At 67.3% G+C, this 25,822-nt stretch carries 26 protein-coding genes; 18 read left to right on the forward strand and 8 right to left on the reverse strand.

All coding sequences use genetic code 11. The annotated features are described in order from the left end of the window. Window position 1: 1 nt before the first annotated feature. Window positions 2-610 carry a class I SAM-dependent DNA methyltransferase gene (locus AC04MD_RS00850; protein WP_475495451.1) on the reverse strand — a complete coding sequence of 203 codons (609 nt, stop codon included), beginning with the start codon at window positions 608-610 and terminating at the stop codon, window positions 2-4. Between the two features lie 225 nt (window positions 611-835). Here AC04MD_RS00850 and AC04MD_RS00855 point away from each other — a divergent pair, with 225 nt between their 5' ends. Beyond that, the gene (locus tag AC04MD_RS00855) at window positions 836-1,267 is read left to right on the forward strand and encodes a CopD family protein (protein ID WP_475495452.1); all 432 of its coding nucleotides are present in this window, start codon (window positions 836-838) and stop codon (window positions 1,265-1,267) included. A 212-nt stretch (window positions 1,268-1,479) separates the two neighbouring features. Here AC04MD_RS00855 and AC04MD_RS00860 read toward each other — a convergent pair whose 3' ends face one another. Further along, window positions 1,480-3,174: an alkaline phosphatase family protein gene (locus AC04MD_RS00860; protein ID WP_475495453.1), complete on the reverse strand. Its 1,695-nt coding sequence runs from the start codon at window positions 3,172-3,174 to the stop codon at window positions 1,480-1,482. Between the two features lie 228 nt (window positions 3,175-3,402). Here AC04MD_RS00860 and AC04MD_RS00865 point away from each other — a divergent pair, with 228 nt between their 5' ends. After that, window positions 3,403-4,680, forward strand: a complete 1,278-nt coding sequence (locus AC04MD_RS00865) for a dicarboxylate/amino acid:cation symporter (protein ID WP_475495454.1) — start codon at window positions 3,403-3,405, stop codon at window positions 4,678-4,680. Next, the gene (locus AC04MD_RS00870; RefSeq protein WP_475495455.1) at window positions 4,677-5,114 is read left to right on the forward strand and encodes a GNAT family N-acetyltransferase; all 438 of its coding nucleotides are present in this window, start codon (window positions 4,677-4,679) and stop codon (window positions 5,112-5,114) included. Before AC04MD_RS00865 ends, AC04MD_RS00870 begins: the two co-directional genes overlap by 4 nt. On the opposite strand, the gene AC04MD_RS00875 is transcribed toward AC04MD_RS00870, so the two are convergent. The 3 genes from AC04MD_RS00875 to AC04MD_RS00885 form a co-directional block, all read right to left on the reverse strand. After that, complete coding sequence (locus AC04MD_RS00875) at window positions 5,111-5,965, reverse strand: bile acid:sodium symporter family protein (RefSeq protein ID WP_475495456.1); 855 nt, start codon at window positions 5,963-5,965, stop codon at window positions 5,111-5,113. The genes AC04MD_RS00870 and AC04MD_RS00875 overlap by 4 nt on opposite strands. A 187-nt stretch (window positions 5,966-6,152) precedes the next feature. Beyond that, window positions 6,153-6,932: a C40 family peptidase gene (locus AC04MD_RS00880; protein ID WP_475495457.1), complete on the reverse strand. Its 780-nt coding sequence runs from the start codon at window positions 6,930-6,932 to the stop codon at window positions 6,153-6,155. 119 nt (window positions 6,933-7,051) lie between these two features. Then, the gene (locus AC04MD_RS00885; RefSeq protein WP_475495458.1) at window positions 7,052-7,615 is read right to left on the reverse strand and encodes a C40 family peptidase; all 564 of its coding nucleotides are present in this window, start codon (window positions 7,613-7,615) and stop codon (window positions 7,052-7,054) included. 83 nt (window positions 7,616-7,698) lie between these two features. Between AC04MD_RS00885 and AC04MD_RS00890 the strand changes: the two genes are divergently transcribed. From AC04MD_RS00890 to AC04MD_RS00915, 6 genes are all read left to right on the forward strand, one after another. Continuing rightward, window positions 7,699-8,178 carry an FKBP-type peptidyl-prolyl cis-trans isomerase gene (locus AC04MD_RS00890; RefSeq protein ID WP_475495459.1) on the forward strand — a complete coding sequence of 160 codons (480 nt, stop codon included), beginning with the start codon at window positions 7,699-7,701 and terminating at the stop codon, window positions 8,176-8,178. 113 nt (window positions 8,179-8,291) lie between these two features. Beyond that, entirely contained in the window at window positions 8,292-9,539 is a 1,248-nt protein-coding gene (locus AC04MD_RS00895) for a DUF418 domain-containing protein (RefSeq protein WP_475495460.1), read from the forward strand. Window positions 9,540-9,558: 19 nt separating this feature from the next. After that, window positions 9,559-10,809 (forward strand): NAD(P)/FAD-dependent oxidoreductase, encoded by a 1,251-nt coding sequence (locus AC04MD_RS00900; RefSeq protein ID WP_475495461.1) that lies wholly within the window; start codon window positions 9,559-9,561, stop codon window positions 10,807-10,809. Then, entirely contained in the window at window positions 10,800-12,161 is a 1,362-nt protein-coding gene (gene gorA / locus AC04MD_RS00905) for a glutathione-disulfide reductase (RefSeq protein ID WP_475496144.1), read from the forward strand. The genes AC04MD_RS00900 and gorA overlap by 10 nt, the downstream gene beginning before the upstream one ends. 35 nt (window positions 12,162-12,196) lie before the next feature. Continuing rightward, the gene (gene hutG, locus AC04MD_RS00910; protein ID WP_475495462.1) at window positions 12,197-12,973 is read left to right on the forward strand and encodes an N-formylglutamate deformylase; all 777 of its coding nucleotides are present in this window, start codon (window positions 12,197-12,199) and stop codon (window positions 12,971-12,973) included. Between the two features lie 10 nt (window positions 12,974-12,983). After that, the gene (locus tag AC04MD_RS00915; RefSeq protein ID WP_475495463.1) at window positions 12,984-13,967 is read left to right on the forward strand and encodes a DMT family transporter; all 984 of its coding nucleotides are present in this window, start codon (window positions 12,984-12,986) and stop codon (window positions 13,965-13,967) included. Window positions 13,968-13,976: 9 nt separating this feature from the next. On the opposite strand, the gene AC04MD_RS00920 is transcribed toward AC04MD_RS00915, so the two are convergent. Beyond that, on the reverse strand, window positions 13,977-15,113 hold the full coding sequence (locus tag AC04MD_RS00920) for a carboxylate-amine ligase (RefSeq protein WP_475495464.1): 1,137 nt from the start codon (window positions 15,111-15,113) through the stop codon (window positions 13,977-13,979). A gap of 111 nt (window positions 15,114-15,224) precedes the next feature. After that, entirely contained in the window at window positions 15,225-17,114 is a 1,890-nt protein-coding gene (gene parE / locus AC04MD_RS00925) for a DNA topoisomerase IV subunit B (RefSeq protein ID WP_475495465.1), read from the reverse strand. A gap of 274 nt (window positions 17,115-17,388) precedes the next feature. Here parE and AC04MD_RS00930 point away from each other — a divergent pair, with 274 nt between their 5' ends. From AC04MD_RS00930 to AC04MD_RS00970, 9 genes are all read left to right on the forward strand, one after another. After that, on the forward strand, window positions 17,389-17,643 hold the full coding sequence (locus AC04MD_RS00930; RefSeq protein WP_475495466.1) for a hypothetical protein: 255 nt from the start codon (window positions 17,389-17,391) through the stop codon (window positions 17,641-17,643). Window positions 17,644-17,783: 140 nt separating this feature from the next. Beyond that, a complete protein-coding gene (locus AC04MD_RS00935; RefSeq protein ID WP_475495467.1) occupies window positions 17,784-19,445 on the forward strand; it encodes a CTP synthase in 1,662 nt (553 codons plus the stop codon). 151 nt (window positions 19,446-19,596) lie between these two features. Continuing rightward, window positions 19,597-20,430, forward strand: a complete 834-nt coding sequence (kdsA, locus tag AC04MD_RS00940) for a 3-deoxy-8-phosphooctulonate synthase (RefSeq protein WP_475495468.1) — start codon at window positions 19,597-19,599, stop codon at window positions 20,428-20,430. A 502-nt stretch (window positions 20,431-20,932) separates the two neighbouring features. Then, window positions 20,933-22,216, forward strand: coding sequence for a phosphopyruvate hydratase (gene eno, locus AC04MD_RS00945; protein ID WP_475495469.1), 1,284 nt, complete (start codon window positions 20,933-20,935; stop codon window positions 22,214-22,216). A 3-nt stretch (window positions 22,217-22,219) separates the two neighbouring features. After that, window positions 22,220-22,561 carry a cell division protein FtsB gene (ftsB, locus tag AC04MD_RS00950; RefSeq protein ID WP_475495470.1) on the forward strand — a complete coding sequence of 114 codons (342 nt, stop codon included), beginning with the start codon at window positions 22,220-22,222 and terminating at the stop codon, window positions 22,559-22,561. Continuing rightward, on the forward strand, window positions 22,561-23,256 hold the full coding sequence (gene ispD, locus AC04MD_RS00955) for a 2-C-methyl-D-erythritol 4-phosphate cytidylyltransferase (protein WP_475495471.1): 696 nt from the start codon (window positions 22,561-22,563) through the stop codon (window positions 23,254-23,256). The genes ftsB and ispD overlap by 1 nt, the downstream gene beginning before the upstream one ends. Window positions 23,257-23,274: 18 nt before the next feature. Next, complete coding sequence (gene ispF, locus AC04MD_RS00960; protein WP_475495472.1) at window positions 23,275-23,766, forward strand: 2-C-methyl-D-erythritol 2,4-cyclodiphosphate synthase; 492 nt, start codon at window positions 23,275-23,277, stop codon at window positions 23,764-23,766. Further along, window positions 23,763-24,821, forward strand: a complete 1,059-nt coding sequence (gene truD, locus AC04MD_RS00965) for a tRNA pseudouridine(13) synthase TruD (protein ID WP_475495473.1) — start codon at window positions 23,763-23,765, stop codon at window positions 24,819-24,821. Before ispF ends, truD begins: the two co-directional genes overlap by 4 nt. A gap of 112 nt (window positions 24,822-24,933) precedes the next feature. After that, window positions 24,934-25,158: a hypothetical protein gene (locus tag AC04MD_RS00970; RefSeq protein WP_475495474.1), complete on the forward strand. Its 225-nt coding sequence runs from the start codon at window positions 24,934-24,936 to the stop codon at window positions 25,156-25,158. A 41-nt stretch (window positions 25,159-25,199) separates the two neighbouring features. On the opposite strand, the gene AC04MD_RS00975 is transcribed toward AC04MD_RS00970, so the two are convergent. Then, window positions 25,200-25,742, reverse strand: a complete 543-nt coding sequence (locus AC04MD_RS00975; protein ID WP_475495475.1) for a Smr/MutS family protein — start codon at window positions 25,740-25,742, stop codon at window positions 25,200-25,202. Window positions 25,743-25,822 lie beyond the last annotated feature (80 nt).

The raw sequence follows: 25,822 nt of genomic DNA on the forward strand, positions 1-25,822 counted from the left end.
TTCAGGTTATCGGCCGATAATCCGCCGCCTCCAGTACCGCCACGTCGCCCGCCAAGCGCGGCCCCAGCCAGCAATGGTTGCCGATGGACTGGAAGCCCTCGCCGTTGAAGGCCTGCCGGTACCAGGCGGCCTTGCGCGGCTGGAAGCCGTCATGATCGCCCTCGAACTCGTCTTCCTTGGCGAAAGTCTCCAGGAACGCCACGCCGCCACACAATTCGGCCAGGCCGGGCAGTCCGCGTTTCAGTTCGCGTGTCGGCACGTAGTGCAGCACGTCGGAACACACCAGCAGGTCGGCCGGCTCGCAGGGGCGCAGGTACTGGAAGTCCTCGAAGCGCGCGTAGTGCAGGTTGCGCGTGCGCCCGAACCGCCTGACGGCGTACTCGCTGGCGTCGAAGCCGAGGTAATGCAGCTTCGGCCGCAGCTTCAGCAACGGCGCGCGCCATGCGCCCTCGCCGCAGCCGATGTCGAGCACGGTACGGATAGGACGCTCCAGGTGGTACTCGGCTACCGCGACGGCCAGCGCGATCTTGCGCGCGAGGCGCGGCGCACCGCCGATGTCGCCGTCGCGGTACCAGCGCTGGAAATAGTCGGCGTCGTACTGCTTGGTCATTGGGCTGCGCAGAAATAGGGAGGCAGGAGGCGGTTGCTCGTCATCCCAGCGCACGCTGGGATCCATTATGCCGCTGCTCTCCTCGATTGTCAGAGCAGCGTCGAAATCAAAGTGGGTTCCAGCTTACGCTGGAACGACGGAACCTTGGCATTCCTGCTGTTGGACAGTCCTTGCGACGGTAGCGGAGAATCCCGCATCACCATTCGAACGGCGGAGCGGGCCAGCGTGGACACAGCCAGCCTTTACCTGTGGGTCAAGACCTTCCATCTCGTCTTCGTCATCGCCTGGATGGCGACGGTGTTCTACCTGCCGCGCATCCTGGTCAACCTGGCCGAGACGACCGTGCAGGCCGACGTGCAGGCGCGCCTGTTGCTGATGGGTCGCCGGCTCTACGGCTTCGGCCACAGCATGTTCGGCATCGCGGTGGTCCTGGGCGGGGTGCTCTGGTTTTACTTCGGTATCAGCGGCGGCTGGCTGCACGCCAAGCTGACGCTGGTCGCGCTGATCCTGGCGCACTTCATCGTGACCGGGCGCTGGTTGAAGGGGGTGGCGAAGGGCAAGTCGCTGCCGTCGCCGACGGCATTGAAGTGGTTCAACGAACTGCCGCTGTTCGCCTTGATCGCGATCGTGTGGCTGGTGTTGGCGAAGCCGTTCTGACGAGCGGTCTTTCAGGCGGCGGAATCCAGGTGCACTGCGATCTGGCGCCAGATGTATCACGTCTTCTTCGGCCGCCTCGGCCAAGGCACCAGCTGAGTCAGTCTCCCCGCTCTATGCAGGAGCGCCCCATGGGCGCGATGCTCTTCCTCGACAGCGGGAAAAGCATCGCGGGCATGGCGCGCTCCTACAGGGGAATTCCTGACCCCGCGGGGTCACTTCTTCTCGAAGTCCGCCGGCTTCGGCAGCTCCACCGGCACGCCATTCGCATCGCACGTGCCTGCAGCGCACAGGCGCGTGCGCAACGCTGGCGTGGCCTGCACGATGAAGTGGTAGATCGTGTTCTGCTCGACGGTGCCGCGCACCGCGTCGCTGCCGGGGCCGACGGCCCAGATGCCGACGTCCTCGCCGCCGTGCGATTCCGACTTCAGCGGCACCAGCGCTTCCTGCAGGTAGTCGGGGTGCTCGGTGTCGACGTGGCTCAGGTCGGGGCGACCTTCCGAGGGCTCGACGCTGCTCGGTGCGTGCAGGAAGTGTTTCGGGCCGGCGGGCTGGCGGTTGCTGGCGCCGGTGTAGCCCGGGCCGTTGGCGTAGCTCAGCGTGGTGAAGGTCTGGCCGTTCTGGTCGCGGGCGAGGTCGCCGGGCGTGTCGTCTTCGCCGCCCTGGCCGCGCACCTTGCCGAGAATCGGGTTGCCGCGCACCGGGTAGCCGACGAAGTTGAGCGTATGCGAATGGTCGGCGGTGACCACGATCAGCGTGTCGTCGCGCGAGGTCGCATCCACCGCGGCCTGCACCGCATCCGACATCGCGACGGTCTCGTCGAGCGCGCGATACGCGTTGCCGTAGTGGTTGGCGTGGTCGATGCGCGCGCCTTCCACCAGCAGCACGAAGCCGTCGCGGTTGCGCGACAGGGTACGGATGGCGATGCGGGTCAGGTCGGCCAGCGACGGCTCGCCCTGCGCATCCTTGCGGCGGTCGTGTTCGAACTGCATGTGGTCGTACTCGAACAGGCCCAGCAGTTGCGGTGCGTTGCCCACGGTTTCGAGCTGCTGGGTATTGGTGACGTAGGCGCCCTGCGGATGCGCCTGCTTCCATTCGTCCACGAGGTTGCGGCCGTCCAGGCGCTGGCCGACCTTGTCGTCCTCTTCGGGGTCGCGCACGTCGACCGGCAGGAATTCGCCGCGGCCGCCCCCCAGCGCGACGGTGGGGCCTTTACCGAAGCGGGACGCGGCCAGCAGCTGTTGCGCGATGTCCTTGCAGCCCGCTGCGACGGCTTCCGGCGGCAGATCACTGTCGTTCTCCCAGTCGCGGTGCGAGACGTGCGCGTACGTCGCCGCCGGCGTCGCATGGGTGATACGTGCGGTGGTGACGATGCCGGTGGACAGGCCGGCGCTGTCCGCCAGCGCCAGCCAGCTGAGCAGGTCCTTGCTGCCGTCCGGTGTGCATTCGCCCTTGCGGCCTGCGGAGACGCCGATGGCGCCCATATGCGATTTCACGCCGCTGGCGATGGCAGTCATGGTGCCGGCGGAGTCCGGCGTCTGCGAATCGGTGTTGTAGGTCTTGCTGAAGGCGGTATGCGGGAAGCGCTCCCAGCTCAGCAGGTTCTCCTCGCCGGGCGTGCCCTTGCGCTGGCCCTCGAAGATGCGTGCCGCGGCCACGGTGGTCAGGCTCATGCCGTCGCCGAGGAAGACGATGACGTTCTTTGCGCGACCCTGCATCGCGCCGTTCGCCGCGGCCTTCGCCGCACCATTCCGATACCACCACTGCGGCGTCTCGCCCTGCGGGTGCGCGACGGTCGGGACATCGACGTGGACTGCGCTGTCGCGGGCCGTGGCGGAAGGCGAGGTGCTGGCGCAGCCGGTCAGCGAGACAACCAGCAGCGTGATCAGGAACGGGGGAAGCCGGTGCATCGAGTGTCCTTGTTGGGGCGGGTGTTGCTCATCTTCATGACGCCAGGGTGGGCGCCGTCCTCAGTCGTGCCGGATCACAGACGCTCTTCAAGCACCAACGACGATCGAGGCGCGTAATTATGCCGTCCAGGCAGTGTCCTGTTCATGACACCCGGCATTCCGCGTGCAGGGTCGCCGGCGGGAAGGCCTTGGGCTAAGGTGTCGCGTCCACTGGTGTGAGTCGTCCGGATGAAGCTGGTCTCGGCCTGGTTGAAGATCCCGTTCTGGCAGCGCGTCGTCGCCGGCTTCGTGCTGGGTGCACTGGCGGGCTGGCTGATGGGGCCGGCGTCGGGCGTCTGGCTCAAGCCGCTCGGCGATCTCTACGTCACGCTGATCAAGATGATCGCGGTGCCGCTGGTGTTCTTCGCGGTGATCAATGCCGTGTCCAGCCTGCACGGACAGAAATCGGTCGCCGCGCTCGGCGGACGCACCTTCCTCTGGTTCGCCACCACCGCGGCGCTGGCCGTGTGCGTGGGCCTGGCGGTGGGCTGGATCGTGCAGCCCGGCAAGGGCCTCACCGGCCTGATGATGGCGCCGGACTACCAGGTGCGCGAGGTGCCCACGCCGGTGCAGGTGCTGCTGGACATCGTGCCGGCCAACCCGTTCAAGGCGCTGACCGACGGCAAGATCCTGCAGGTCATCTTTTTCGCCGGCCTGCTCGGCTTCGCGCTGGTCAAGCTCGGCGAGCGCAGCGCCGGGCTGCGCAAGCTGGCCGGCGAAGCCAGCGACACCATGGTGCAGGTCACGCGCTTCGTGCTGGAGATGACCCCGATTGGCACGTTCGGCCTGATCGGCTCGCTGGTCGGCACCTACGGGTTCGAGAAGCTGCTGCCGCTGGGCAGCTACATCGGTGCGCTTTATGTCGCCTGTGCCATCCATATCGTGGTGGTCTACGGCAGCCTCCTGCTCGCGCATGGGCTGAACCCGTGGAAGTTCTTCCGCGGCGCGGCGCCCGGCATGCAGGTGGCGTTCGTCAGTTCGTCCAGCTTCGCTTCGATGCCGGTGGCGCTGCGCAGCGTCACCCACAACCTGGGCGTGGACAAGGATTACGCCGCCTTCGCCGTGCCGCTTGGCGCCAGCATCAAGATGGACGGTTGCGGCGCGATCTATCCGGCGCTGACGTCGATCTTCGTGGCCCAGTACTTCGGGCTGGACCTGTCGATGAACCAGTACTTCGTCATCCTGTTGGCGTCGGTGCTGGGCAGCTTCGGCACGGCCGGCGTGCCGGGTACGGCGACGGTGATGGTCACCCTGGTGTTGAGCGCGGCGAACCTGCCGCTGGAAGGCATCGGTCTGCTGGTGGCGATCGACCGCATCCTCGACATGATGCGCACGATGACGAACGTCACCGGCCAGATGCTGGTGCCGGTGCTGGTGGCGAAGGAAACCGGATTGCTGGATCGCGAGATCTACGAACGCGCGTCCACCAACGTAGGCCTCGCGGACGACACCACGCAGACGCCATGAGCGGCGGCGGAACGATCGCACTGGTCGAGTCGTTCCCGGATGCGGCGACCTATCGGCGACTCCGCGTCGAGACCGGCCTGTCGCCCAAGTCGCATGAGGCTGCCGAGCGTGGCCTGGCGAACACGCTGTACGGCGTCAGCCTGGTCAAGGCCGACGAGGTGATCGGCATGGGCCGGGTGGTCGGCGACAACGGCACCGTGTTCGTCGTCGTGGACATCGCCGTGCAGCGCGACCATCAAGGGCAGGGACTGGGCAAGCGCATCATGGCGGCGCTGGATGCGTGGCTGCGCGCCAACGCGCCGCCGTCGGCCTACGTGATGCTGGTTGCCGACGGCGAGGCGAAGCATCTCTACGCGCAGTTCGGCTTCGCCGACACCGCGCCCGCCTCCATCAGCATGGCCTACGTGGCGCGCGGACCCGCGGCGAGCGGTTAGGCGCTGGCCTCGCGCGTGCCGCGCGACACCCACCAGGCGAATATCGCCGCGGTGACGAACATCAGCAGGCTGTAGACCGCGGCCGGCACCGAGACGGTCGGGTTCTGCAGCACGTTGAGCGCGATGAAGATCGCCAGCGTGCCGTTGTGGATGCCGATCTCCATCGCGATGGCGATGGCCTGCTTCTTCGGCAGACGCAACGCCAGCGGCGCGGTGTAGCCGAAGCCCATGCTGGCGAGGTTGAACAGCAGGCAGGCCAGGCCGACGATGGCGAAGTAACTGGTCAGCGTCCTCCATTCCTGCGCGACCGCGGCCACCACCAGCAGGGCGAGCACCAGCACGGAGAGCAGGCGGATCGGTTTCTCGGCCCTCGCCGCGAAGCCTGGGGCCTTCGCGCGCAGCAGCATGCCGATGGCCACCGGCAGCAGGATGATCGCGGCGACCTCGACCACTTTCTTGGTCGGCGGCGGCACGTACTGGCCGGCGCCGAGGAAGTACTCCAGCGACAGGTTGAGGATCACCGGCAGCGTCAGCAGGCACAGCAGGCTGTTGATCGCGGTGAGCGTGATGTTCAGCGCCACGTCGCCCCGGGCGAGATGGCTGTAGATGTTGGCGGTGGCGCCGCCGGGCGACGCCGCCAGCAGCATCAGGCCGACCGCCAGTTCAGCGGGCAGGCCGAAACCGAGCGCCAGGCCGAACGCGACCCAGGGCAGCACCAGCGTCTGCAGCGCCAGTCCGATCAACACGGCGCGCGGATAGCGGGCGACGCGGCGGAAATCCTCGAGCGTCAGCCCCAGGCCGAGCCCGAGCATGATGATGCCCAGGGCCAGCGGCAACAGCAGATTGGTCAACAGTGAAGCCTGCATCGCGTACGACTCCCCTTCGGCGCAACGGACAGGTGATGCGCGATGATCGACGCGCATCCGGAGAATGGCCGTAACGCGTCGCCCGACGCAAGCTGCGGCGCACCGCGATCAGCGCAAAACAAGAAGGCCGCACGAGGCGGCCTTCCTGGTAGACGCAATCGGGTGCGGCGTACTACATCGCGACGCGGCGGGCGCTCAGGTAGCGGTTGGCCCAGTAGCCGGTGATCAGGCTGTCCACGCGCACGTCCTTGCCGCTGCTCGGCGAATGCAGGAAACGGCCTTCGCCGACGTAGATGCCGACGTGGTTGATGCGACCCTTCAGGCCGAAGAACACCAGGTCGCCCTGGCGCAGTTCCTCGCGCGCGCCGACCAGTTCGGCGTCCGCCTTGCTGGCCATGTCGCGGGAGACGCGTGGCAGTTCGATGCCCAGCGCGGTGCGGAAGACGTAGCCGACCAGGCCGCTGCAGTCGAAGCCGCTGTCGGGCGAGGTGCCGCCCCAGCGGTAGGGCGTGCCCATCAGGGCGAGCGCGCGCTGAAGAACCGCTTGGACCTTGCCGCCCTGCTGTTCCTGGGCGACCACGCCCTCCTTGCTCAGGTCGTAGGCAGCCAGCAGCTTGCTGATGTCACCGGCGACCATCGCGGAACGATCCACCAGCGGCAGCGTGTCGCTGGCGGCCAGGCGCGGGAGCAGGGCGGACAGCGTGGCGGTGGCGGCTTCGGCCGCCTTTTCCTTGACGCTGGTGATGACGGGCTTGCTGGCCGGCGCCGGCGGGACGGTCACGACATCGGCGGAGGCCGGGGTTGACGCGGCGTCGACGTCGGCGGGCGCAGTCTGTGCCTGCACAACGGACGCCATGGCGCACAGGCCAAGGCTAATGAGGAGTCGGGTAACCCTCCGCGGCAGGCGGTGGGTGGCGGCTGGCTGGCCTGGCGGCAGGTCGTCGGTCGTCACGCGCGAGAAGGGTTTAACAAGTCAGGGGCGATAATGCCGGCTGATCGGCCTGATTTGGTTCATAAATCGTTATTAATTCGTTAAGTGTGAACGCTCGCCGTCACAGACCTGACCGATTCCTAACGAAGGACGCGTTTCGCCCCGCTGTAGTGGTCCCGCCAGTAGGGGCCGTCCAGGTGATCCAGGCGGACCGTGCCGCCGGTACTCGGGGCGTGGACGAACCGGCCTTCCCCGACATAGATGCCCACGTGGGTGACGTTGCCCTTGCTGCCGAAGAACACCAGGTCGGCCGGCGCCAGGCGGCGGGTCTCGATCTTCGGGCCCTGCACCTGCGCGAGTTCGCGCGACGTGCGGGGCAGACGCAGGTCCAGCATGTCCCGGTACACATAGGTGACCAGGCCGCTGCAGTCGAAGCCGGATTCCGGTGTATTGCCGCCGTAGCGGTAGGGCGTGCCGACCAGGCCGATCGCGCGCATCAGTACCGAGGTGGCGGCGGCCGGGTCGTCGGCCTCGACAACAGGCCAGGCGCGCTGGCTGGCGGGAGGCGGCGGCGGAGACTTGCGGGCCTGCGGTTTCGAGCTGCCGCAGCCGGCGAGCGCCAGCAAGCAGGTGCAGAGCAATGCCGCAGCCCATGGCGCAAGTGGCGCGGGCAGGGACAAGCCGGGATAATGTCGGGCCTTCATCGCGGCGCATCTTCGCCGCATTCCCTTGCGGCCGACAAGCCGCTCCCGTCCTGCCGGCCGGCAGGCCCCGTCCAGAGTCCCGCATGAAAATCGCAAAAGACAGCGTCGTCCGTTTCCACTACACCGTGTCCGAAGCCGGCCAGGAGCCGATCGAAAGCTCGAAGGACCGTGAGCCGCTGGCGATTCTGGTCGGCCACGGCAACATCATCCCCGGCCTGGAAAACGCCATGCAGGACCGCGAAGCCGGCGAGAGCTTCGGCGTGGACGTGGCGGCGGCCGATGCCTACGGCGAGCGCCGCGACGGCCTCAGCCAGCGCGTGCCGAAGAAGCACTTCGGCAACCAGCGCCTGATCCCGGGCCAGCAGGTCGTGCTGCAGACCAACTTCGGTCCGCGCGCGGTGACCATCCAGAAGGTCGGCATGAGCGTGGTGGATGTGGACCTCAACCACCCGATGGCCGGCAAGGACCTGCACTTCGATGTCGAGATCGTGGACGTGCGCGAAGCCAGTGCCGAGGAACTCGAGCACGGCCACGTGCACGGCGACGGTGGTCACCACCACTGAGTCGCGCGACGTCGCGTGATCCGGACGGCCCGCGCAAGCGGGCCGTTTTCTTTTCGCAGGCCGGAAGCGGCATCGCGCATGGTCTAATCGGTGCGACCAATCAGGGGAAGGGAATGACGGCAACGATCACGGAGAACCTGGCGCCCATCGCGGCGACCGAGCGCATCGAGGCGATGGACGTGCTGCGCGGCTTCGCGCTACTGGGCATCCTGCTGATGAACCTGGAAGGTTTCGTAGGACCGGTGATGGCGTCCGCCACCGGCCTGGATCCCGCGCTGACCGGGATGGACCGCACGGTCGACCTGCTGATCTACGTGCTGGTGCAGGGCAAGTTCTATACGCTGTTTTCGCTGCTGTTCGGCATGGGCTTCGCCGTCATGTCGCAGCGCGCCGAGCAGGCGGGTCGGCCGTTCGCCGGCGTGTACTGGCGGCGGGGCCTGGTGCTGCTGACGATCGGCATTGTCCATGCGCTTTTCATCTGGGCTGGCGACATCCTGATGATGTACGCGCTGTGCTCATTCCTGCTGCTCGCGTTCCGCCCGCTGCCGACGCGCTGGTTCGCGTGGCTCGGCCTGGGCGCCTACGTCATGCCGATCGGCTTCATGTTCCTCATGGGCGCCATGGGCTCGCTGCTGGGTGGCACCGAAGGCTGGGACAAGGCCATGGGCGAGATCGGCAAGCAGATGCAGGTGCTGATCGACAGCGAACGCACCGCGTACGGTAGCGGCAGCTACGCCGATGCCACCTGGCAGCGGCTGAAGAGTACGGGTATGGCGCTCAGCAACATCACCATGTTCGGCTTCATCGCGTTCGGCCTGTTCCTGCTGGGGGCATGGTTCGTACGCAGCGGCGCGATCTCGCGACCGAAGGAGTTCCCAGGGCTGTACGCGACCCTGCGCTGGGTGGCGTGGCCGGTGGGCCTGCTGGCCATGCTGGGGTCGGTGGCGCTGGAGCCGACGATGGACTTCTCGACCTTCAACCTGCGGGTGTCGGCCGCCTTCACCCTGCAGATGCTGGCCAACCTGCTGATGTGTCTGGGCTACATCGCCTGGGTCATGCGGGCGCTGGCGTCCCCGTTGTGGCAGCGACCGTTGGGCTTGTTGGCGCCGGCCGGACGCATGGCGCTGACCAACTACCTGATGCAGTCGCTGGTGTGCACGTGGATCTTCTACGGTTACGGCCTCGGCTACTTCGAACAGCTGCCGCGTGCGTGGCATCCGGTGTTCGCGCTGGCGTTGTTCGGCCTGCAGGTGCTCGTCAGCCACCTGTGGCTGTCGCGGTTCCGGTTCGGCCCGATGGAGTGGGTGTGGCGGTCGGCCACGTACCTGAAACCGCAGCCATTGAAGATTCGAGCCGGCTGATTGCGACTAGACTGTGGGGGTGAAATCCCCCCACGACGACGTCCTCATCATCGGCGGCGGCGCCATCGGCCTGGCGACCGCCCTGGCACTGCTCGACGCCGGTCGTGGCGTGCGCATCCTCGATGCCGCGACGGTGGGCGGCGGCGCCTCGCATGGCAACTGCGGCACCATCACGCCCAGCCACGCGCCACCGCTGGCGGCACCCGGGGTGGTCGCACAGGCGCTGCGCTGGATGTTCACCCCGGACGCGCCGCTCTATCTCAAGCCGCGCATCGATCCCGCGCTGTGGCATTGGCTGTTGCGCTTCGCCGCGCGCTGCAATCTGCGCGACTGGCGAGAAAGCACGCAGGCGCGCGCGGCGCTGCTCAACGATGCGCGCGCGCGGCTGGCCGACTGGGTCGGTCGCTATCGCCTCGCGTGCGAATTCGAGGAGGAAGGCCTCGATTACGTGTTCCGCGACGACCGCAAGTTCCAGCAGTACGTGGACGAGGCTGCCGTGCTGGCGGAGTTCGGCGTCGCCACCCAGGTGTTCGACGGGGCTACCTACGAACACGAAGAACCCGCGATGCTGCCTGGCGTCAGGGGCGCGATCCGCTTTCCAGGCGATGGATGCCTGCGCCCCGACCGCTACGTGGCGGAACTGGCCCGCGTGGTGCGCGCGCGTGGCGGCGTCATCGAAGAGCACTGTCGCGTCGACCGGCTGGAGACCACGACGGCAGGCGTGCGTCTGACGACGCCGCAGGGCCGGCGCGATGGACGCGACGCGGTGATCGCGCTCGGCGCCTGGACGCCCGCGTTCGCCCGCACCCTGGGTCTGAAGGCACCGATCCAGCCGGGCAAGGGCTACTCGATCACCTATTCGCGTCCCGCGCGCGTGCCGCGGCATCCGATGGTGTTGAAGGATCGCTCCGTCTGCGTGACGGTCTGGGACAGTGGCTTCCGCCTCGGCAGCACGATGGAGTTTTCCGGGCACGACGCAGCGCTCAACGAGACCCGGTTGGCGGCGCTGGAACGCGGCGCGCGCGAGTTCCTGCGCGAACCGGTCGGCGCCGAGGTGCATGAGCGCTGGTGCGGCTGGCGTCCGATGACCTGGGACGACCTGCCGCTGCTGGGTCGCGCGCCGGGGTACGAGCATGTCTGGATGGCCGCCGGCCACGGCATGCTCGGCATCAGCATGAGCACGGCGACCGGGCAGTTGATGGCCGACCTGATGACGGGCCGCACCCCGGCCTTCGATCCTTCACCGTACCGACCGGAGCGATTCGCATGAAACCGCAGGCCTTCGACCTGATCGTGATCGGTGGCGGCTCCGGCGGGCTGGCCGGCGCGTTCCGCGCCGCGTCCCATGGCGCCAGGGTCGCGCTGCTGGAGCCGAAGGAACTCGGCGGCACCTGCGTCAACGTCGGCTGCGTGCCGAAGAAGGCGATGTGGCTGGCCGCGGAGTTGTCGCAGAAGATCGCGCTCGCATCGTCGCTCGGGTTCGATACCGTCGCGCCGACGCTGGACTGGAAGGAGTTCATCGTCCATCGCCAGCGCTACATCGCCGGCATCCATGCCAGCTACATGAAGCGGCTCGACGGCAGCGGCGTCGTACTGATGCCATGCCGTGGCCGCCTGCTGGATACCAACACGGTGGTCAACGCCGATGGCGTGCAACTCAGCGCGGAGCATCTGCTGATCGCGACCGGCGGCCACCCGGTGCGCCCGGCCATCCCGGGTGCCGAGCTGGGCAAGGTATCGGACGATTTCTTCAGCCTGTGCGCTGCGCCGCCGCGCGTGGCGGTCATCGGCGGTGGTTACGTGGCCGTCGAGCTGGCGGGCGTGTTGCAGGCGCTGGGCAGCCAGGTGGAGGTGTTCGTGCGCGGGCCGCGACTGCTGGATGGCTTCGATACGCAGATCACCGACGAACTGGCCGCCGACATGCGCCAGCATGGCGTGCGCCTGCAGTTCGGGCATGCCGTGGCGGCGCTGGAGCGCGCGCCCGACAATGGCGTGGTGCTGTTGGCCGAAGACGGTACGCGCACGGCGCGGTTCGACGAGGTGATCTTCGCGACGGGTCGTCGTGCGGCCACGCGCGACATGGGGTTGGAGGCGGTCGGCGTGGCGCTCGACGCCAAGGGCTTCGTGCAGGTCAACGAATACCAGGACACGAACGTCGCCGGCATCCACGCCGTCGGCGACGTCACCGGGCAGGCCGCCTTGACGCCGGTCGCGATCGCAGCGGCACGCAGGTTGATGGATCGCGTGTTCGGCGGACAGCCCGATGCACGCCTGGATTACACGCAGATTCCGACCGTGGTGTTCTCGCATCCGCCGGTCGGGCAGGTGGGCCTGACCGAAACCGAGGCGCGGGAGCGGCACGGCGACGACGTCACGGTGCTGACCACGCGCTTCCGTCCGATGCTGCATGCGCTGGCCGACTCGCCGCAGCGCAGCCTGTTCAAGCTGGTGCTGGTGGGGGCGGACAAGCGCGTCGTTGGCGTGCACCTGCTGGGCGAAGGCGCGGACGAGATGCTGCAGGGCTTCGCGGTGGCGCTGAAGAAGGGCATCACCCTGGCCGACCTGCACGATACCGTCGCCATCCATCCCACCAGTGCCGAGGAAGTCGTGCTGATGCGGTGAGCCGGGCCCGCCGGGCGCGGCGATACAATGGCGGCATGGACACCTTCACCCTGCATCGCGGCACCGCGCCGCTGTTCATCAGCCTGCCGCACAACGGCACGGCGCTTCCCGACGACATCGCCGAGCGGCTGACGCCGGAGGCGCGACGGGTGCCCGATACCGACTGGCACGTGGCCGACCTCTACGCGTTCGCACGCGAACTGGGTGCGTCGATCATCGCGCCGGCGTATTCGCGCTATGTGGTCGATCTGAACAGGCCCGAAGACGACGTCTCGCTGTACCCGGGCCAGAACACCACCGGCCTGTGCCCGACCGTGCGTTTCAGTGGCGACCCCGTGTACCTGCCGGACCGGCAGCCCTCGCCCGAGGAGGTCGCGACGCGGGTCGATGCGTACTGGCGTCCCTACCACCAGGCGTTGCAGCAGGAACTCGCACGCATCCGCGATGCGCATGGCCGGGCGGTGCTGTGGGAAGGACACTCCATCCGCAGCGAGGTGCCGTTCCTGTTCGAAGGCCGCCTGCCGGATTTCAACCTGGGCACGGCCGCGGGCACGAGCTGCTCGCCCGCCCTGCAGTTGGCGCTGGAGACCGAGCTGGCGTCGCAGCTGGAGTACAGCTTCGTGGTCAACGGGCGCTTCCGTGGCGGCTACATCACCCGCCATTACGCCGACGTCGCCAACGGCATCCAGACCGTGCAGCTGGAACTGGCGCAGCTGAACTACATGGACGAAGACACGTTCGCCTACCTGCCCGAGCGTGCGGCGCGCACGCAGGCGCTGATCCGCCGCCTGCTGGAGCGTACGCTGGCGTGAGGCCGTCGCGATGACACAGCCGAAGGCGGAGGACGAGCTGGCGCAACCGCTCGACGTGGCGCCCGCCGAAGCAGTGGAGGCGCCGCATCCGCGGCCGGGTCTTCACGCGGTCAGTCGCTCCGGCCTGATGCTCGCGGCGCTCGGCGCCATCGCGTTCTCCGGCAAGGCGATCATCGTCAAGCTGGGGTATCGCTACGGTGCGGATGCGGTGACGCTGCTCGCGCTGCGGATGCTGGTGGCGTTCCCGTTCTTCCTGCTGATGGGCGCCTGGGCGGCACGTCGCAGCGCACCGCTGTCGGGCGGGGACCGCCTGAAGATCGTGCTGCTCGGCTTCCTCGGCTACTACCTGGCGAGCTTCCTAGATTTCGCCGGCCTGGCCTACATCACCGCGACGCTGGAACGATTGATCCTGTACCTAACTCCGACGCTGGTGGCGTTGATCGGCTGGCTGGCGTTCGGCAAGCGGATCTCGCGGCGGCAGGCCCTGGCGCTGCTGGTCAGTTACGCGGGCGTGGCGCTGGCGTTCGGGCACGACCTGCAGGTCGGCGGCTCGAACATCATGCTCGGTGGCGCGCTGGTGTTCGGCAGCGCGCTCGCCTACGCGTTGTACCTTGTAGGCAGTGGTGAACTGGTCGCGCGCGTCGGCGCGGTGCGGCTGACGGCCTATGCCAGCAGCGTGGCCAGCGTGCTGTGCCTGGTGCAGTTCGTCGTGCTGCGTCCGATGCAGGCGATGGTGCTGCCGTGGGAGGTGTACGCGCTGTCGCTGCTCAACGGCACGCTGTGCACGGTACTGCCCGTGCTGGCGGTGATGATGGCCGTGGCGCGCATCGGCTCCGCGCTGGCCGCGCAGGTCGGCATGATCGGTCCGGTCTCCACCATCGTGCTCAGCCTGCTGTTGCTGGGTGAACCGATGGGTCCCTGGCAGGTCGCCGGCACCGTGCTGGTGATGGCGGGCGTGTTCGTGGTCTCGCAGCAGAAGACCGTCGCGCGCTGATTCCGTCCGTCAGGCGGCCATGGTCGCGTCGGCAAGCCAGTGCACGACGTGCGATAGCGCGTCGGCGTGGTTGTCGCCCGTCCGCCGGCGTTCGTGGTACCGCGCCAGTTGCCCGTGCGCGCTGGTGCCTTCCTTCAGGATCCGCCATACCCGCTCGACCTGCAGTCTGCAGTCCAGCGCACGGGCGTCATCGTCCAGCGCTTCCACTGTGTTCTCCAGCATTTCCCGCACCGACACCAGGCGGCGACTGCCCAGATCGATCAGGCCGGCATCGAAGCCGTAACGCTGTGCCCGCCACAGGTTCTCCGCGACGATCGCCTGGTCGCCCGCCTGCAGGTCGGCATGCAGCGCGGGCCTTCGTTCCAGGTACCGCACCATGCAGCGGTAGATCTGCGCGATGGCCAGTGCATCGCACAGGTCCGTACATGCATCGGTGATGCGCAGCTCCAGCGTGGGGAACGCGAGCGACGGTCGCAGCGCCCACCACAGGAAGCTTGCGTCCTTGATTGCCCGGCAGTCGACCATGCGCTGCACGTAGTGCTCGTATTCGACGTGGTTGCGGAACAGGGGCGGCAGCCCGGTGCGCGGGATTTCCTGGTAGGCCGTCTGCCGATAGCCCATCAGGCCGGTGGCATGTCCCATCCAGAAGGGCGAGGAGGTGCTGAGCGCCAGCAACAGCGGCAGGAAGGGTTGCATGCGCGCCATCAAGGCGACGCGCTGCGCGGGATCCGCCGGCTCAACATGCACGTGCAGGCCGCAGAGCAGGTTGCGCTGCCCGAGCATCTGCAGTTCGCCCATCACCTCGTCGTAATGGGGCTTGTCCGTGCTGCGCTGTCCGCGCCACTGCGCCGACGGATGCGTGCCGGCCGAGAGGATGCCGAGCCCATGCCGGTGCGCGATCTCGCCGACGGTGCGACGCAGCGTGCGCAGGTCCGCTTCGGCGGCGCGGGTATCGTCGTGTATAACGGTCTGCACTTCGACCTGCGTCTGCAGCATCTCGCTGCCGAAACGTTCGCCCAGCGTTTCGCGGCACTCGGCGAAGAAGCGCCGCGGCATATGCCGCAGGCGCCGGCCGTTGCGGCGGATCAGGAAATACTCTTCTTCCAGTCCGAAGGTATACGGGTGTGTGTCGCGGTCGGCTGCCATGCCCCGCTTATCGCACCGGGGCGGTGAACGGCGTGTTCAACCGTGCGGCCCGGGTGCCGTTACCCGGACCGCCGGACGCGTCTCAACGGCCTCTCGCAAGACGTGCCTCGATCACGCCTCCAGGGACGCCAGATCGCCCTTCGCTTCCAGCCACGACTTGCGGTCCGACGCGCGTTTCTTCGCCAGCAGCATGTCCATCAGGCCGCGCGTCTGCAGGTCGTCGTCCACAGTCAGCTGCACCAGGCGGCGCGTGTCCGGATGGATGGTGGACTCGCGCAGCTGAGACGGGTTCATTTCGCCCAAGCCCTTGAAGCGGGTGACGTTGACCTGGCCACGGATCTTCTCGCGCTCGATCTTCTCCAGCAGCAGGCGCTTCTCTTCCTCGTCCAGCGCGTAGAACACCTGCTTGCCCACGTCCACGCGGAACAGCGGCGGCATGGCGACGAATACGTGGCCGGCATGCACCAGCGCGGGGAAATGGCGCAGGAACAGCGCGGTCAGCAGCGTGGCGATGTGCAGGCCATCGGAGTCCGCGTCGGCGAGGATCACCACCTTGCCGTAGCGCAGGCCGGAGATGTCGTCCTTGCCCGGATCGCAGCCGATCGCGATGGCGAGGTTGTGGACTTCATCGGAGGCGAGCACCGAGGTGCTGGCGACTTCCCACGTGTTGAGGATCTTGCCGCGCAACGGCAGGATCGCCTGGAAATCCTTGTCGCGCGCCTGCTTGGCCGAGCCGCCGGCCGAATCGCCTTCCACCAGGAACAGTTCGGTGCGCGACAGGTCCTGGCTGATGCAGTCGGCGAGCTTGCCGGGCAGGGCGGGTCCCTGGGTGACTTTCTTGCGGACGACCTGCTTTTCGGTCTTCAGGCGGGCGCTGGCGCGCTCGATGGCGATCTGCGCGATCTTCTCGCCCAGGTCGACGTGCTGGTTCAGCCACAGGCTGAAGGCGTCGTGCGCCGCGCCCTCGATGAAGCCGGCGGCCTGGCGCGAGGACAGGCGTTCCTTGGTCTGGCCGCTGAACTGCGGATCGGTCATCTTCAGCGACAGCACGAAGGTCACGCGGTCCCACACGTCTTCCGGCGCGAGCTTCACGCCGCGCGGCAGCAGGTTGCGGAAATCGCAGAACTCACGCAACGCATCGGTCAGGCCGCTGCGCAGGCCGTTCACGTGCGTGCCGTGCTGGGCGGTCGGGATCAGGTTGACGTAGCTTTCCTGCACCAGCTCGCCTTCCGGCACCCAGGCCACGGCCCAGTCGACGATCTCGCTATCCTTCTTCAGCTGGCCAGCGAACAGCTCCGGCGGCAGCAGCTCGCGACCGGCCATCTCGCCGCGCAGGTAATCGCGCAGGCCGTCCTCGTAGTGCCAGCTGTCGCGTTCGCCGGTGGCTTCGTCGAACAGGGTGACGTTCAAGCCCGGGCACAGCACGGCCTTGGCGCGCAGCAGGTGCCTGAGTGCACGCACGTTGAACTTCGGGGTGTCGAAATACTTCGGGTCGGCCCAGAAGCGCACGCGCGTACCGGTGTTCTTCTTGCCGACGCTGCCGACCACTTCCAGCGGCGTGGCGCGGTCGCCATTGCGGAAGGTGATGCGGTGTTCGCTGCCTTCGCGCTTGATGTGGACTTCCACCAGCGTGGACAGCGCGTTGACCACGCTGACGCCCACGCCATGCAGGCCGCCGGAGAAGGTGTAGTTCTTGTTGCTGAACTTGCCGCCCGCATGCAGGCGCGTGAGGATCAGTTCCACGCCCGGAATCTTCTCCTCCGGGTGGATGTCGACCGGCATGCCGCGCCCGTCATCGCTGACTTCGCAGCTGCCATCCTTGTGCAGGGTGACTTCGATGCTGCCGGCATGGCCGGCCAGCGCTTCGTCCACGGCGTTGTCGATGACTTCCTGCGCCAGGTGGTTGGGACGCGCGGTGTCGGTATACATGCCCGGCCGGCGCTTGACGGGGTCAAGGCCGGAAAGGACTTCGATGTCGGCGGCGTTGTAACGACTGCTCATGGGTCTTCACGTTCTCGATACGGCGCGACGCCAGCGGCGCCGCAGAATGACGAAGGGCGGGAACAGTCGGCCACGGGGCCGTCGCAGGGCGCGCGACGCGCCTGCGTCCTGTCCGGACTTTCGGACCGGGCGGCAGTGTGCGGCCAGCACGGCTTTTTTTCCATGTTCAGTCGGGGGCCGGGCAGCGGACGCTAGGCTTGCGCCGCGGACATGGACGCCCTTGGGAACGCCAGCCGGCGCCCCCAGATTCCCGCCATCCACGAGGAGCATTGCCATGAAGTCCCGCAACCTGTTGCTGCTGTCCGTCGCTGCCATCGGCGCGCTGTTCGCGGTCCAGGCGTTTGCCCAGTCCCGTACCGGTACGGATGCCGACAAGCCGAAGCAGGACCAGTCCCAGACCAGTGATCCGTCCGATCCGGAAGCCAAGGCGCGTCGTCGCGCGGCCAACGAAGCCGCCGCCAAGCAGCGCAAGGCCGCCGAAGGCCAGCAGAAGAAGGCTGGCGACGAGGAAGAAGAGCGCAAGCCCTGATCCTCGCTGTCGTGCCATGACCCTTGCGGTGCAAGGGTTTCAGGCGCGCAAATGACGTACCGACACCCCGCTCCGGCGGGGTGTCGCGCTTCCGGGCGACACGCGTTGCCTGTAGACTATGGCTTTCCGGAGCCCCGCCCATGACTCCCCTGATTTTCGTTACCGGCGGCGTTGTGTCCTCGCTAGGCAAGGGCATCGCCGCCGCTTCGCTTGCGTCCATTCTCGAAGCACGTGGCCTGAAGGTCACGATGATGAAGCTGGACCCCTACATCAACGTCGACCCGGGCACCATGAGCCCGTTCCAGCACGGCGAGGTGTACGTCACCGACGACGGCGCCGAGACCGACCTGGATCTGGGCCACTACGAGCGCTTCGTGCGCACCCGCCTGAGCCGCAAGAATTCGGTCACCACTGGCCGAATCTACGAGAACGTGATCCGCAAGGAACGCCGTGGCGACTACCTGGGCGCGACCGTCCAGGTCATTCCGCACATCACCGACGAGATCCGCCGCTGCATCGACGAAGCCACCGAAGGCTTCGACGTGGCGCTGGTGGAGATCGGCGGTACCGTCGGCGACATCGAATCGTTGCCGTTCCTGGAAGCGATCCGCCAGATCCGCACCGAACGCGGTCCGGAGAAGGCGCTGTTCATGCACCTGACGCTGGTGCCGTACGTCGCCGCTGCAGGCGAGCTGAAGACCAAGCCCACCCAGCACTCGGTGAAGGAGCTGCGTTCGATCGGTATCCAGCCCGACGTGCTGCTGTGCCGTTCCGAGCAGCCGATTCCGGATTCCGAGCGTCGCAAGATCTCGCTGTTCACCAACGTCCCCGAGCGCGCCGTGATCAGCGTGCCGGACGTGGACGTGCTGTACCGCATCCCGATGGGCCTGCACGGCCAGGGCCTGGACGAGATCGTGCTGCGCCAGTTCCGCATCGAGAACGCGCAGTCGGCCGACCTGTCCGAGTGGGAAGCCGCCGTCGATGCCACGCTCAATCCGCTGGATGAAGTGACCATCGCGGTCGTCGGCAAGTACGTCGACCACCAGGACGCCTACAAGTCCGTCGGCGAGGCGCTCAAGCATGGCGGCCTGCGCCAGCGCACGCGCGTCAACCTGAAGTGGATCGAGGCGCAGGAGCTTGAAGGTACGGACATGGCCCTGCTGCAGGGCGTGGACGGCATCCTGGTGCCGGGTGGCTTCGGCGACCGTGGCTTCGAGGGCAAGGTGCTGACTTCGCGCTTCGCCCGCGAACAGAAACTGCCGTACTTCGGCATCTGCTACGGCATGCAGGCAGCGGTCGTCGATTACGCGCGCCATGTCGCCGGCATGGCCGATGCCAACAGCACCGAGAACGACAAGCAGTCGCCGCATCCGGTGATCGGCCTGATCACCGAATGGCGTACCGCGGCGGGCGATGTCGAGAAGCGCGACGAACGCTCCGACCTCGGCGGCACCATGCGCCTGGGCCTGCAGGAGCAGCGCCTGAAGCCGGGCACGCTGGCGCGCGACCTGTACGGCAAGGACGTGGTGGCCGAGCGTCATCGCCATCGCTATGAGTTCAACAACCGCTACCGCACGCAGCTGGAAGACGCCGGCCTGGTGATCGCCGCCAAGTCCATGGACGACCTGCTGGTGGAAATGGTGGAGCTGCCGCGCAGCGTGCATCCGTGGTTCCTGGCCTGCCAGGCGCACCCGGAATTCCTGTCCACCCCGCGCGACGGCCATCCGCTGTTCGTCGGCTTTATCCGCGCCGCGCGCGAGAAGAAGGCCGGCGGCAAGCTGCTGAAGGAAGCGCGGGCGTAAATGCTTGTTCCTTCTCCCGCCGGGAGAAGGTGCCACGAAGGGGCGGGTGAGAGTGAGGCGGAGTGAAGATGTTCCAGCCTTCCTGATTCCGCCGTACCCTCACCCCAACCCCTCTCCCGGTGGGAGAGGGGCTCTGACCAAAGGTGAAGCAATGAAACTCTGTGGATTCGACGTCGGGCTGGACCAGCCCCTGTTCCTGATCGCCGGCCCGTGCGTGATCGAGTCGATGCAGTTGCAGATCGATGTCGCTGGTCGCCTCAAGGAGATCACCGGCAAGCTGGGGATGAACTTCATCTTCAAGTCCAGCTTCGACAAGGCCAACCGCACCTCCGGCACCAGCTTCCGCGGCCCCGGCATGGAAGAAGGCCTGAAGGTGCTCGACGCAGTGAAAAAGCAGGTCGGCGTGCCGGTGCTGACCGACGTGCACGAGTACACGCCGATGGACGAAGTCGCCGCCGTCGTCGACGTGCTGCAGACGCCGGCCTTCCTCGTGCGCCAGACCGACTTCATCAAGAAGGTCTGTTCGGCCGGCAAGCCGGTCAACATCAAGAAGGGCCAGTTCCTGTCGCCGTGGGACATGAGGCCCGTCGTCGACAAGGCCAAGTCCACCGGCAACCAGGACATCATGGTCTGCGAGCGCGGCGCGTCGTTCGGCTACAACAACCTGGTCAGCGACATGCGCTCGCTGAGCGTCATGCGCGACACCGGGTGCCCGGTGGTGTTCGATGCCACGCACTCGGTGCAGTTGCCGGGCGGGCAGGGCAGCAGTTCGGGCGGCCAGCGCGAATTCGTGCCGGTGCTGGCGCGCGCGGCGGTCGCCGTCGGCGTGGCCGGTCTGTTCGCCGAGACCCATCCGGATCCTTCGAAGGCACTGTCCGATGGCCCGAATGCGTGGCCACTGGACAAGATGGAAGCGCTGCTGGAAACATTGCTGGCGCTGGACTCGATCACCAAAAAGAACGGGTTCCTGGAGAGCTCGGTCTGATGCTTCATGCAGTTCGTCTAGCGATGGGTGCAGTACTTTGGGCCTCGTTTTCGGGCCTCGCACTCGCTGACGACTCACAGTACGCTCCTCTCGAGAGTAGTGATGCCTTCTACAAGGCTGCGACCGGTTACATGGTGCTCTCAAAATGTATCAACGGTTACCTCGCGGATCCAGGCACCCAGAACTCCGCGTCTGCACGGGTAGCCCGTGCCGTCGTGAGTCAAGGTAAGGAGAAGGAATTGCTGTCCCGTACGAAAGCACTACTCCCTGCGGGGGACACGGTGATTCGTATACTGGATGCCGAAATTTCGTCTCCTGATAGTGAGCAGACAAAAGTACAGATCGCGTTACTAGCGTTGGCTACGCTCTCTCAGCGCGAGGATTGGAATCGCACTCGTCAGCTCGCCGCGCTCAGCATTGCCCGGTACTACATGTCCTTCGCTACCGAAGGTGAGTGCAGTCCGTCCCCCGAGCTCGTTGAATTCATCCAAAAGGTAGATTCATGGTCATAAAGCAGATTCACGCCCGCGAAATCCTCGATTCCCGCGGTAATCCGACCCTCGAATCCGAGGTCACGCTGGAAGACGGTTCCTTCGGTCGCGCCATGGTGCCGTCCGGCGCCTCGACCGGCACCAAGGAAGCGGTCGAACTGCGCGACGGCGACAAGACCCGCTACCTGGGCAAGGGCGTGCGCAAGGCGGTGGAGAACGTCAACACCACGATCGCGACCGCGCTGAAGGGCTTCGATGCGGCCGACCAGGAAGGCCTGGACCGTCGCCTGATCGACCTGGACGGCACCGAGAACAAGGGCCGCCTCGGCGCGAACGCGCTGCTCGGCGTGTCGATGGCCAACGCCCACGCGGTGGCCGCATCGAAGAAGATCCCGCTGTGGCAGCACCTGGCCAACGGCAACGACGTCAGCCTGCCGGTGCCGATGATGAACATCATCAACGGCGGTGCGCATGCCGACAACAACGTGGACTTCCAGGAGTTCATGGTGCTGCCGGTCGGCTTCGATTCGTTCGCCGAGTCGCTGCGCGCCGGTACCGAGATCTTCCACTCGCTGAAGTCGGTGCTGAAGGGCCATGGCCTGAGCACCGCTGTCGGCGACGAGGGCGGCTTCGCTCCCGATTTCCGCAGCAACGTCGAGGCGCTGGACACCATCCTGGAAGCCATCGGCAAGGCCGGCTACACCGCCGGTGAAGACGTGCTGCTGGGCCTGGACGTGGCCTCCAGCGAGTTCTTCGACAATGGCAAGTACCACCTGGTCGGCGAGAACAAGCGCCTGACCAGCGAGCAGTTCGTCGACTTCCTGGCCGACTGGGCCGCGCAGTACCCGATCATCACCATCGAGGACGGCCTGGCCGAGGACGACTGGGCCGGCTGGAAGCTGTTGACCGACCGCATCGGCGGCAAGGTGCAGCTGGTGGGCGACGACCTGTTCGTCACCAACCCGAAGATCTTCAAGGAAGGCATCGAGTCCGGCACCGCCAACGCGATCCTGATCAAGGTCAACCAGATCGGCACGCTGACCGAGACGCTGGAAGCCATCGCCATGGCCGCCAAGGCGAACTACGCGGCCGTCGTGTCGCACCGTTCGGGCGAAACCGAGGACACCACCATCGCCGACATCGCGGTGGCCACCACGGCGACGCAGATCAAGACCGGCTCGCTGTGCCGCAGCGACCGCGTGGCCAAGTACAACCAGCTGCTGCGCATCGAAGAAGCACTCGGCAGCAAGGCGCGGTACGCCGGCCGCAACGCCTTCGTGTCGCTGAAGAAGTAATCCATGCGCAAGGCGCCCTGGCTCCTGCTGGTGCTCGTACTGCTGCTGGGATGGCTGCAGTACAAGTTCTGGTTCGGCGTCGGCAGTTCGGGCCAGGTCGTCGCACTGGAACAGCAGGTCGAGCTGCAGAAGCGCGAGAACGCCGGCCTGCAGGAGCGCAACGACGCCCTGGCCGCCGAAGTCGAAGACCTCAAGTCCGGTGAATCGGCGGTCGAGGAACGCGCGCGCAGCGAGCTGGGCATGATCAAGCCGGGCGAGAAGTTCTACCGCGTCGTCGAACCGGTCCCGCCATCGCCCGAAGCCACGGCGGGCGGCGATGCCGACGGCGCGGAGCCGACGCCCTGATGGCCCGTATCTGGGCCGTCGTGCCTGCGGCCGGGCGGGGCACCCGCTTCGGCGGTGAACTTCCCAAGCAGTACCTCGTCGTGGACGGCGTGCCGCTGATCGCGCACACGCTGACGGCGCTGTTCGCGCACGACGCCGTGGAAGGCGCGGTGGTGCCGGTCTCCGAGAACGATCCCGACTGGCCGCGCTGGACCGAATTCGCCGGCAAGCCGGTGCACGCCTGCGTCGGCGGTGCCAGCCGTGCCGCTTCCGTGCTGGCCGGCCTGCGCGCATTGCCCGACGACGTGCGCGCGGACGACTTCGTGCTGGTGCACGATGCCGCGCGCCCGAACCTGTCGTTGGCCGACCTGTCGCAGCTGCTCGAGCGCGGCCGTAACGATCCGGTGGGCGCGATCCTCGCGGCGCCCGTGCGCGACACCCTGAAGCGCGCCGGCGACGATGGCGGTATCGATGGCACCGAACCGCGCGAGCGCCTGTGGCGTGCCTTCACCCCGCAACTGTTCCGGCGCCTGCAGCTGACCCGTGCGCTTGAGGCCGCCACGGCCGACGGCGTTGAGGTTACCGATGAGGCGATGGCGATGGAACGCCTCGGCCTGCGCCCACTGTTGGTGGAAGGCTCCGAAAGCAACTTCAAGATCACCACACCGGCGGACCTGGCCAGGTTCGCCTACGAACGGGCGCAGCGCGACCGCTGACGCGCCACCGGAAACGACATGTCCGACCCATTGAACATCCGCATCGGCCAGGGCTTCGATGTGCACGCCTTCGGCGACGGCGACCACGTCATGCTGGGCGGCGTGCGCGTGCCGCATGATCGCGGCGTGCTGGCGCACAGCGATGGCGACGTGGTGCTGCATGCGCTCTGCGACGCCATGCTCGGCGCGCTGGCGCTGGGCGACATCGGCCGGCACTTCCCGCCCTCGGACGATCGTTGGAAGGACGCCGACAGCCGTGCCTTCGTCCGTCATTGCGATGCGCTGATCGGTGAGCGCGGCTGGCGCGTCGGCAATGTCGATGTCACCGTGATCTGCGAGCGACCGAAAGTCGGGCCGCATGTCGATGCGATGCGCGCCTGCGTAGCGAAGGACCTGCGCCTCGACATCGACGCGGTCAGCATCAAGGCTACCACGACCGAGAAGCTGGGCTTCACCGGGCGTGGCGAAGGCATCGCGGCGCAGGCCGTGGTACTGCTGGTGCGCGCATGAGCGAGGCGTTGCCTCGCGCGTTCGGCGCGCCGGTGCTTAACGCGCGCATGCGCAGTGCGCCGGAGGATTTCGTTGTCGAGGAACTGCCCGGTTTCGAACCGTCCGGCGAAGGCGAGCACCTGCTGCTGACCGTCGAGAAGCGCGGCATGAACACGGCGTTCGCGGCCAGGCGCATCGCCGCGTGGGCGGGGATCGCCGAGATGGGCGTGGGTTACGCCGGCCTCAAGGATCGTCATGCGGTCACCCGGCAGCGCTTCAGCGTGCATCTGCCGCGCAAGGTGGCACCGGACCTGGCGACGCTGGCAACCGATGACCTGAAGGTGCTGGAATCGACCTGGCATGCGCGCAAGTTGCCGCGCGGCGCGCTCGCCGGCAATCGGTTCGAATTGATACTGCGCGACGTGTCCGGTGACGTTGCCGACATCGAGGCGCGGCTGCGCGAGATCGCGGCGCACGGACTGCCGAACTGGTTCGGCGAGCAGCGCTTCGGCCGCGACGGTGGCAACGTACCGGCGGCGCTGGCGATGTTCGCGGGACGGCGGGTCAGGCGCGAACAGCGCTCGATCCTGATATCGGCAGCGCGTTCCGAACTGTTCAACCGCGTACTGGCGGCGCGGCTGGCGGACGGCAGCTGGAACCGGGGCATGGAGGGCGAGGTCTGGATGCTGGCGGGCAGCCGCAGCGTGTTCGGGCCCGAGCCGTGGAACGAACAGCTGGCGCAGCGGCTGGGGGATTTCGACATCCATCCGACCGGGCCCTTGTGGGGCGCTGGAGAGCCGCGCACGCAGGCGGACGCGCGCGACGTCGAGATGCGCGCGTTGCAGGGTGATGACGCGCAGAAACTGCGGGAGGGCCTGGAGCAGGAAGGATTGCGGCAGGAACGCCGCGCGCTGCGCCTGCGGCCTGATGGCTTGTCGTGGTCCTGGGTGTCGGCCGATGCGCTGCGCCTGAGCTTCGCGTTGCCGCCGGGAAGCTATGCCACCGCCGTGCTGCACGAACTGGGCTCGGTCGCCGATGCATCCCATGGCGATGACCGTCCGTCGGAACGCGATTAACGGCACTGGAAGCGTCCGACCGCAGGCGTATAAGCGGGATAAGGCACGCTAGGCGGTAGTCGAAAGGCGTCGGCGGGGCCGGACCATCTTCCCCAGTGTCGGAGGGATCGCCATGAACACCATGCTTCGCCTTGCCGTCGTCGTGTCCACCTGCGGCCTGCTGGCCGCCTGCGCCAGTTCCGGCGGCACCGCCTCCGCGCCGCCGCCGACACAGCAGCAACTGACCGCCGAGCAGCAGTACATCGCCTACGTGGAGCGGATCGCCAAGCGGCGCGGCATCCACCTGACATGGGTGAATCCGCCCCGGATCGAGGAAAAGGCGACCAGCCAGCAGTAAGCGTGGCGGAAACCTGGGGCGCGGCGCTCAATCGCGCCTGCTCAACGGTGCGCCAGCAGCACCAGCACCGCGCCGGTGCCGCCCTGCGTGGGTGGTGCCGAGTGGAAGGCCATCACGTCTGATCGCTGCCGCAGCAGCCGGTCGACCAGGTTCTTCAGCACCGGCGCATCGACTTCCGAACGCTGCCCCTTGCCGTGGATCACCCGCACGCACCCGTGGTCATGCGCATGCGCATCCGCCAGGAACCGGCGCAGCAGTCCTTCCGCCTGCAAGGCGGTGGCCCCATGCAGGTCCAGTTCGTCCTGCACCGAGAACTGACCCCGCTTCAGGCGCTGGAAGGCACGCGGCGACAGTGCTTCGCGGCGGTAGCTCAGGACATCGCCGGCCGCATGCAGGTCGAGCGCGTCCAGGCCACGCTGGAACTCGCTGCGTGCGTCGTGCTCGTCGCGTTCGGCCATGCGCGCCGCAGGTCGCGGTGGCGCCTTGCGCGGCGGCGCGGGCGCTTCCTGCAGCCTGCGAACCTCGCCGATCGCATCGCGGAACAGCGCGGCATCATCGTCATCGGGCGGCGTGGAACGGGACATGCCACCAGCGTAGCGGCATCGCGACGTGACGCAAGCGCGGGAAGCCTCGGCGCGGTTCCGGTATCATGGGGCCGTTCCCG

Source organism: Pseudoxanthomonas sp. LjRoot206 (assembly GCF_056175725.1).

Coding starts and splice junctions, on each gene's coding strand:
- AC04MD_RS00865 (WP_475495454.1), top strand. CDS start 3,403: ATGAAGCTGGTCTCGGCCTGGTTGAAGATCCCGTTCTGGCAGCGCGTC.
- AC04MD_RS00870 (WP_475495455.1), top strand. CDS start 4,677: ATGAGCGGCGGCGGAACGATCGCACTGGTCGAGTCGTTCCCGGATGCG.
- AC04MD_RS00885 (WP_475495458.1), bottom strand. CDS start 7,615: ATGAAGGCCCGACATTATCCCGGCTTGTCCCTGCCCGCGCCACTTGCG.
- AC04MD_RS00970 (WP_475495474.1), top strand. CDS start 24,934: ATGAACACCATGCTTCGCCTTGCCGTCGTCGTGTCCACCTGCGGCCTG.
- AC04MD_RS00860 (WP_475495453.1), bottom strand. CDS start 3,174: ATGCACCGGCTTCCCCCGTTCCTGATCACGCTGCTGGTTGTCTCGCTG.
- AC04MD_RS00935 (WP_475495467.1), top strand. CDS start 17,784: ATGACTCCCCTGATTTTCGTTACCGGCGGCGTTGTGTCCTCGCTAGGC.
- ispD (WP_475495471.1), top strand. CDS start 22,561: ATGGCCCGTATCTGGGCCGTCGTGCCTGCGGCCGGGCGGGGCACCCGC.
- parE (WP_475495465.1), bottom strand. CDS start 17,114: ATGAGCAGTCGTTACAACGCCGCCGACATCGAAGTCCTTTCCGGCCTT.
- AC04MD_RS00915 (WP_475495463.1), top strand. CDS start 12,984: ATGACACAGCCGAAGGCGGAGGACGAGCTGGCGCAACCGCTCGACGTG.
- AC04MD_RS00850 (WP_475495451.1), bottom strand. CDS start 610: ATGACCAAGCAGTACGACGCCGACTATTTCCAGCGCTGGTACCGCGAC.
- AC04MD_RS00920 (WP_475495464.1), bottom strand. CDS start 15,113: ATGGCAGCCGACCGCGACACACACCCGTATACCTTCGGACTGGAAGAA.
- AC04MD_RS00895 (WP_475495460.1), top strand. CDS start 8,292: ATGACGGCAACGATCACGGAGAACCTGGCGCCCATCGCGGCGACCGAG.
- truD (WP_475495473.1), top strand. CDS start 23,763: ATGAGCGAGGCGTTGCCTCGCGCGTTCGGCGCGCCGGTGCTTAACGCG.
- eno (WP_475495469.1), top strand. CDS start 20,933: ATGGTCATAAAGCAGATTCACGCCCGCGAAATCCTCGATTCCCGCGGT.
- AC04MD_RS00975 (WP_475495475.1), bottom strand. CDS start 25,742: ATGTCCCGTTCCACGCCGCCCGATGACGATGATGCCGCGCTGTTCCGC.
- hutG (WP_475495462.1), top strand. CDS start 12,197: ATGGACACCTTCACCCTGCATCGCGGCACCGCGCCGCTGTTCATCAGC.
- ispF (WP_475495472.1), top strand. CDS start 23,275: ATGTCCGACCCATTGAACATCCGCATCGGCCAGGGCTTCGATGTGCAC.
- AC04MD_RS00890 (WP_475495459.1), top strand. CDS start 7,699: ATGAAAATCGCAAAAGACAGCGTCGTCCGTTTCCACTACACCGTGTCC.
- kdsA (WP_475495468.1), top strand. CDS start 19,597: ATGAAACTCTGTGGATTCGACGTCGGGCTGGACCAGCCCCTGTTCCTG.
- ftsB (WP_475495470.1), top strand. CDS start 22,220: ATGCGCAAGGCGCCCTGGCTCCTGCTGGTGCTCGTACTGCTGCTGGGA.
- AC04MD_RS00930 (WP_475495466.1), top strand. CDS start 17,389: ATGAAGTCCCGCAACCTGTTGCTGCTGTCCGTCGCTGCCATCGGCGCG.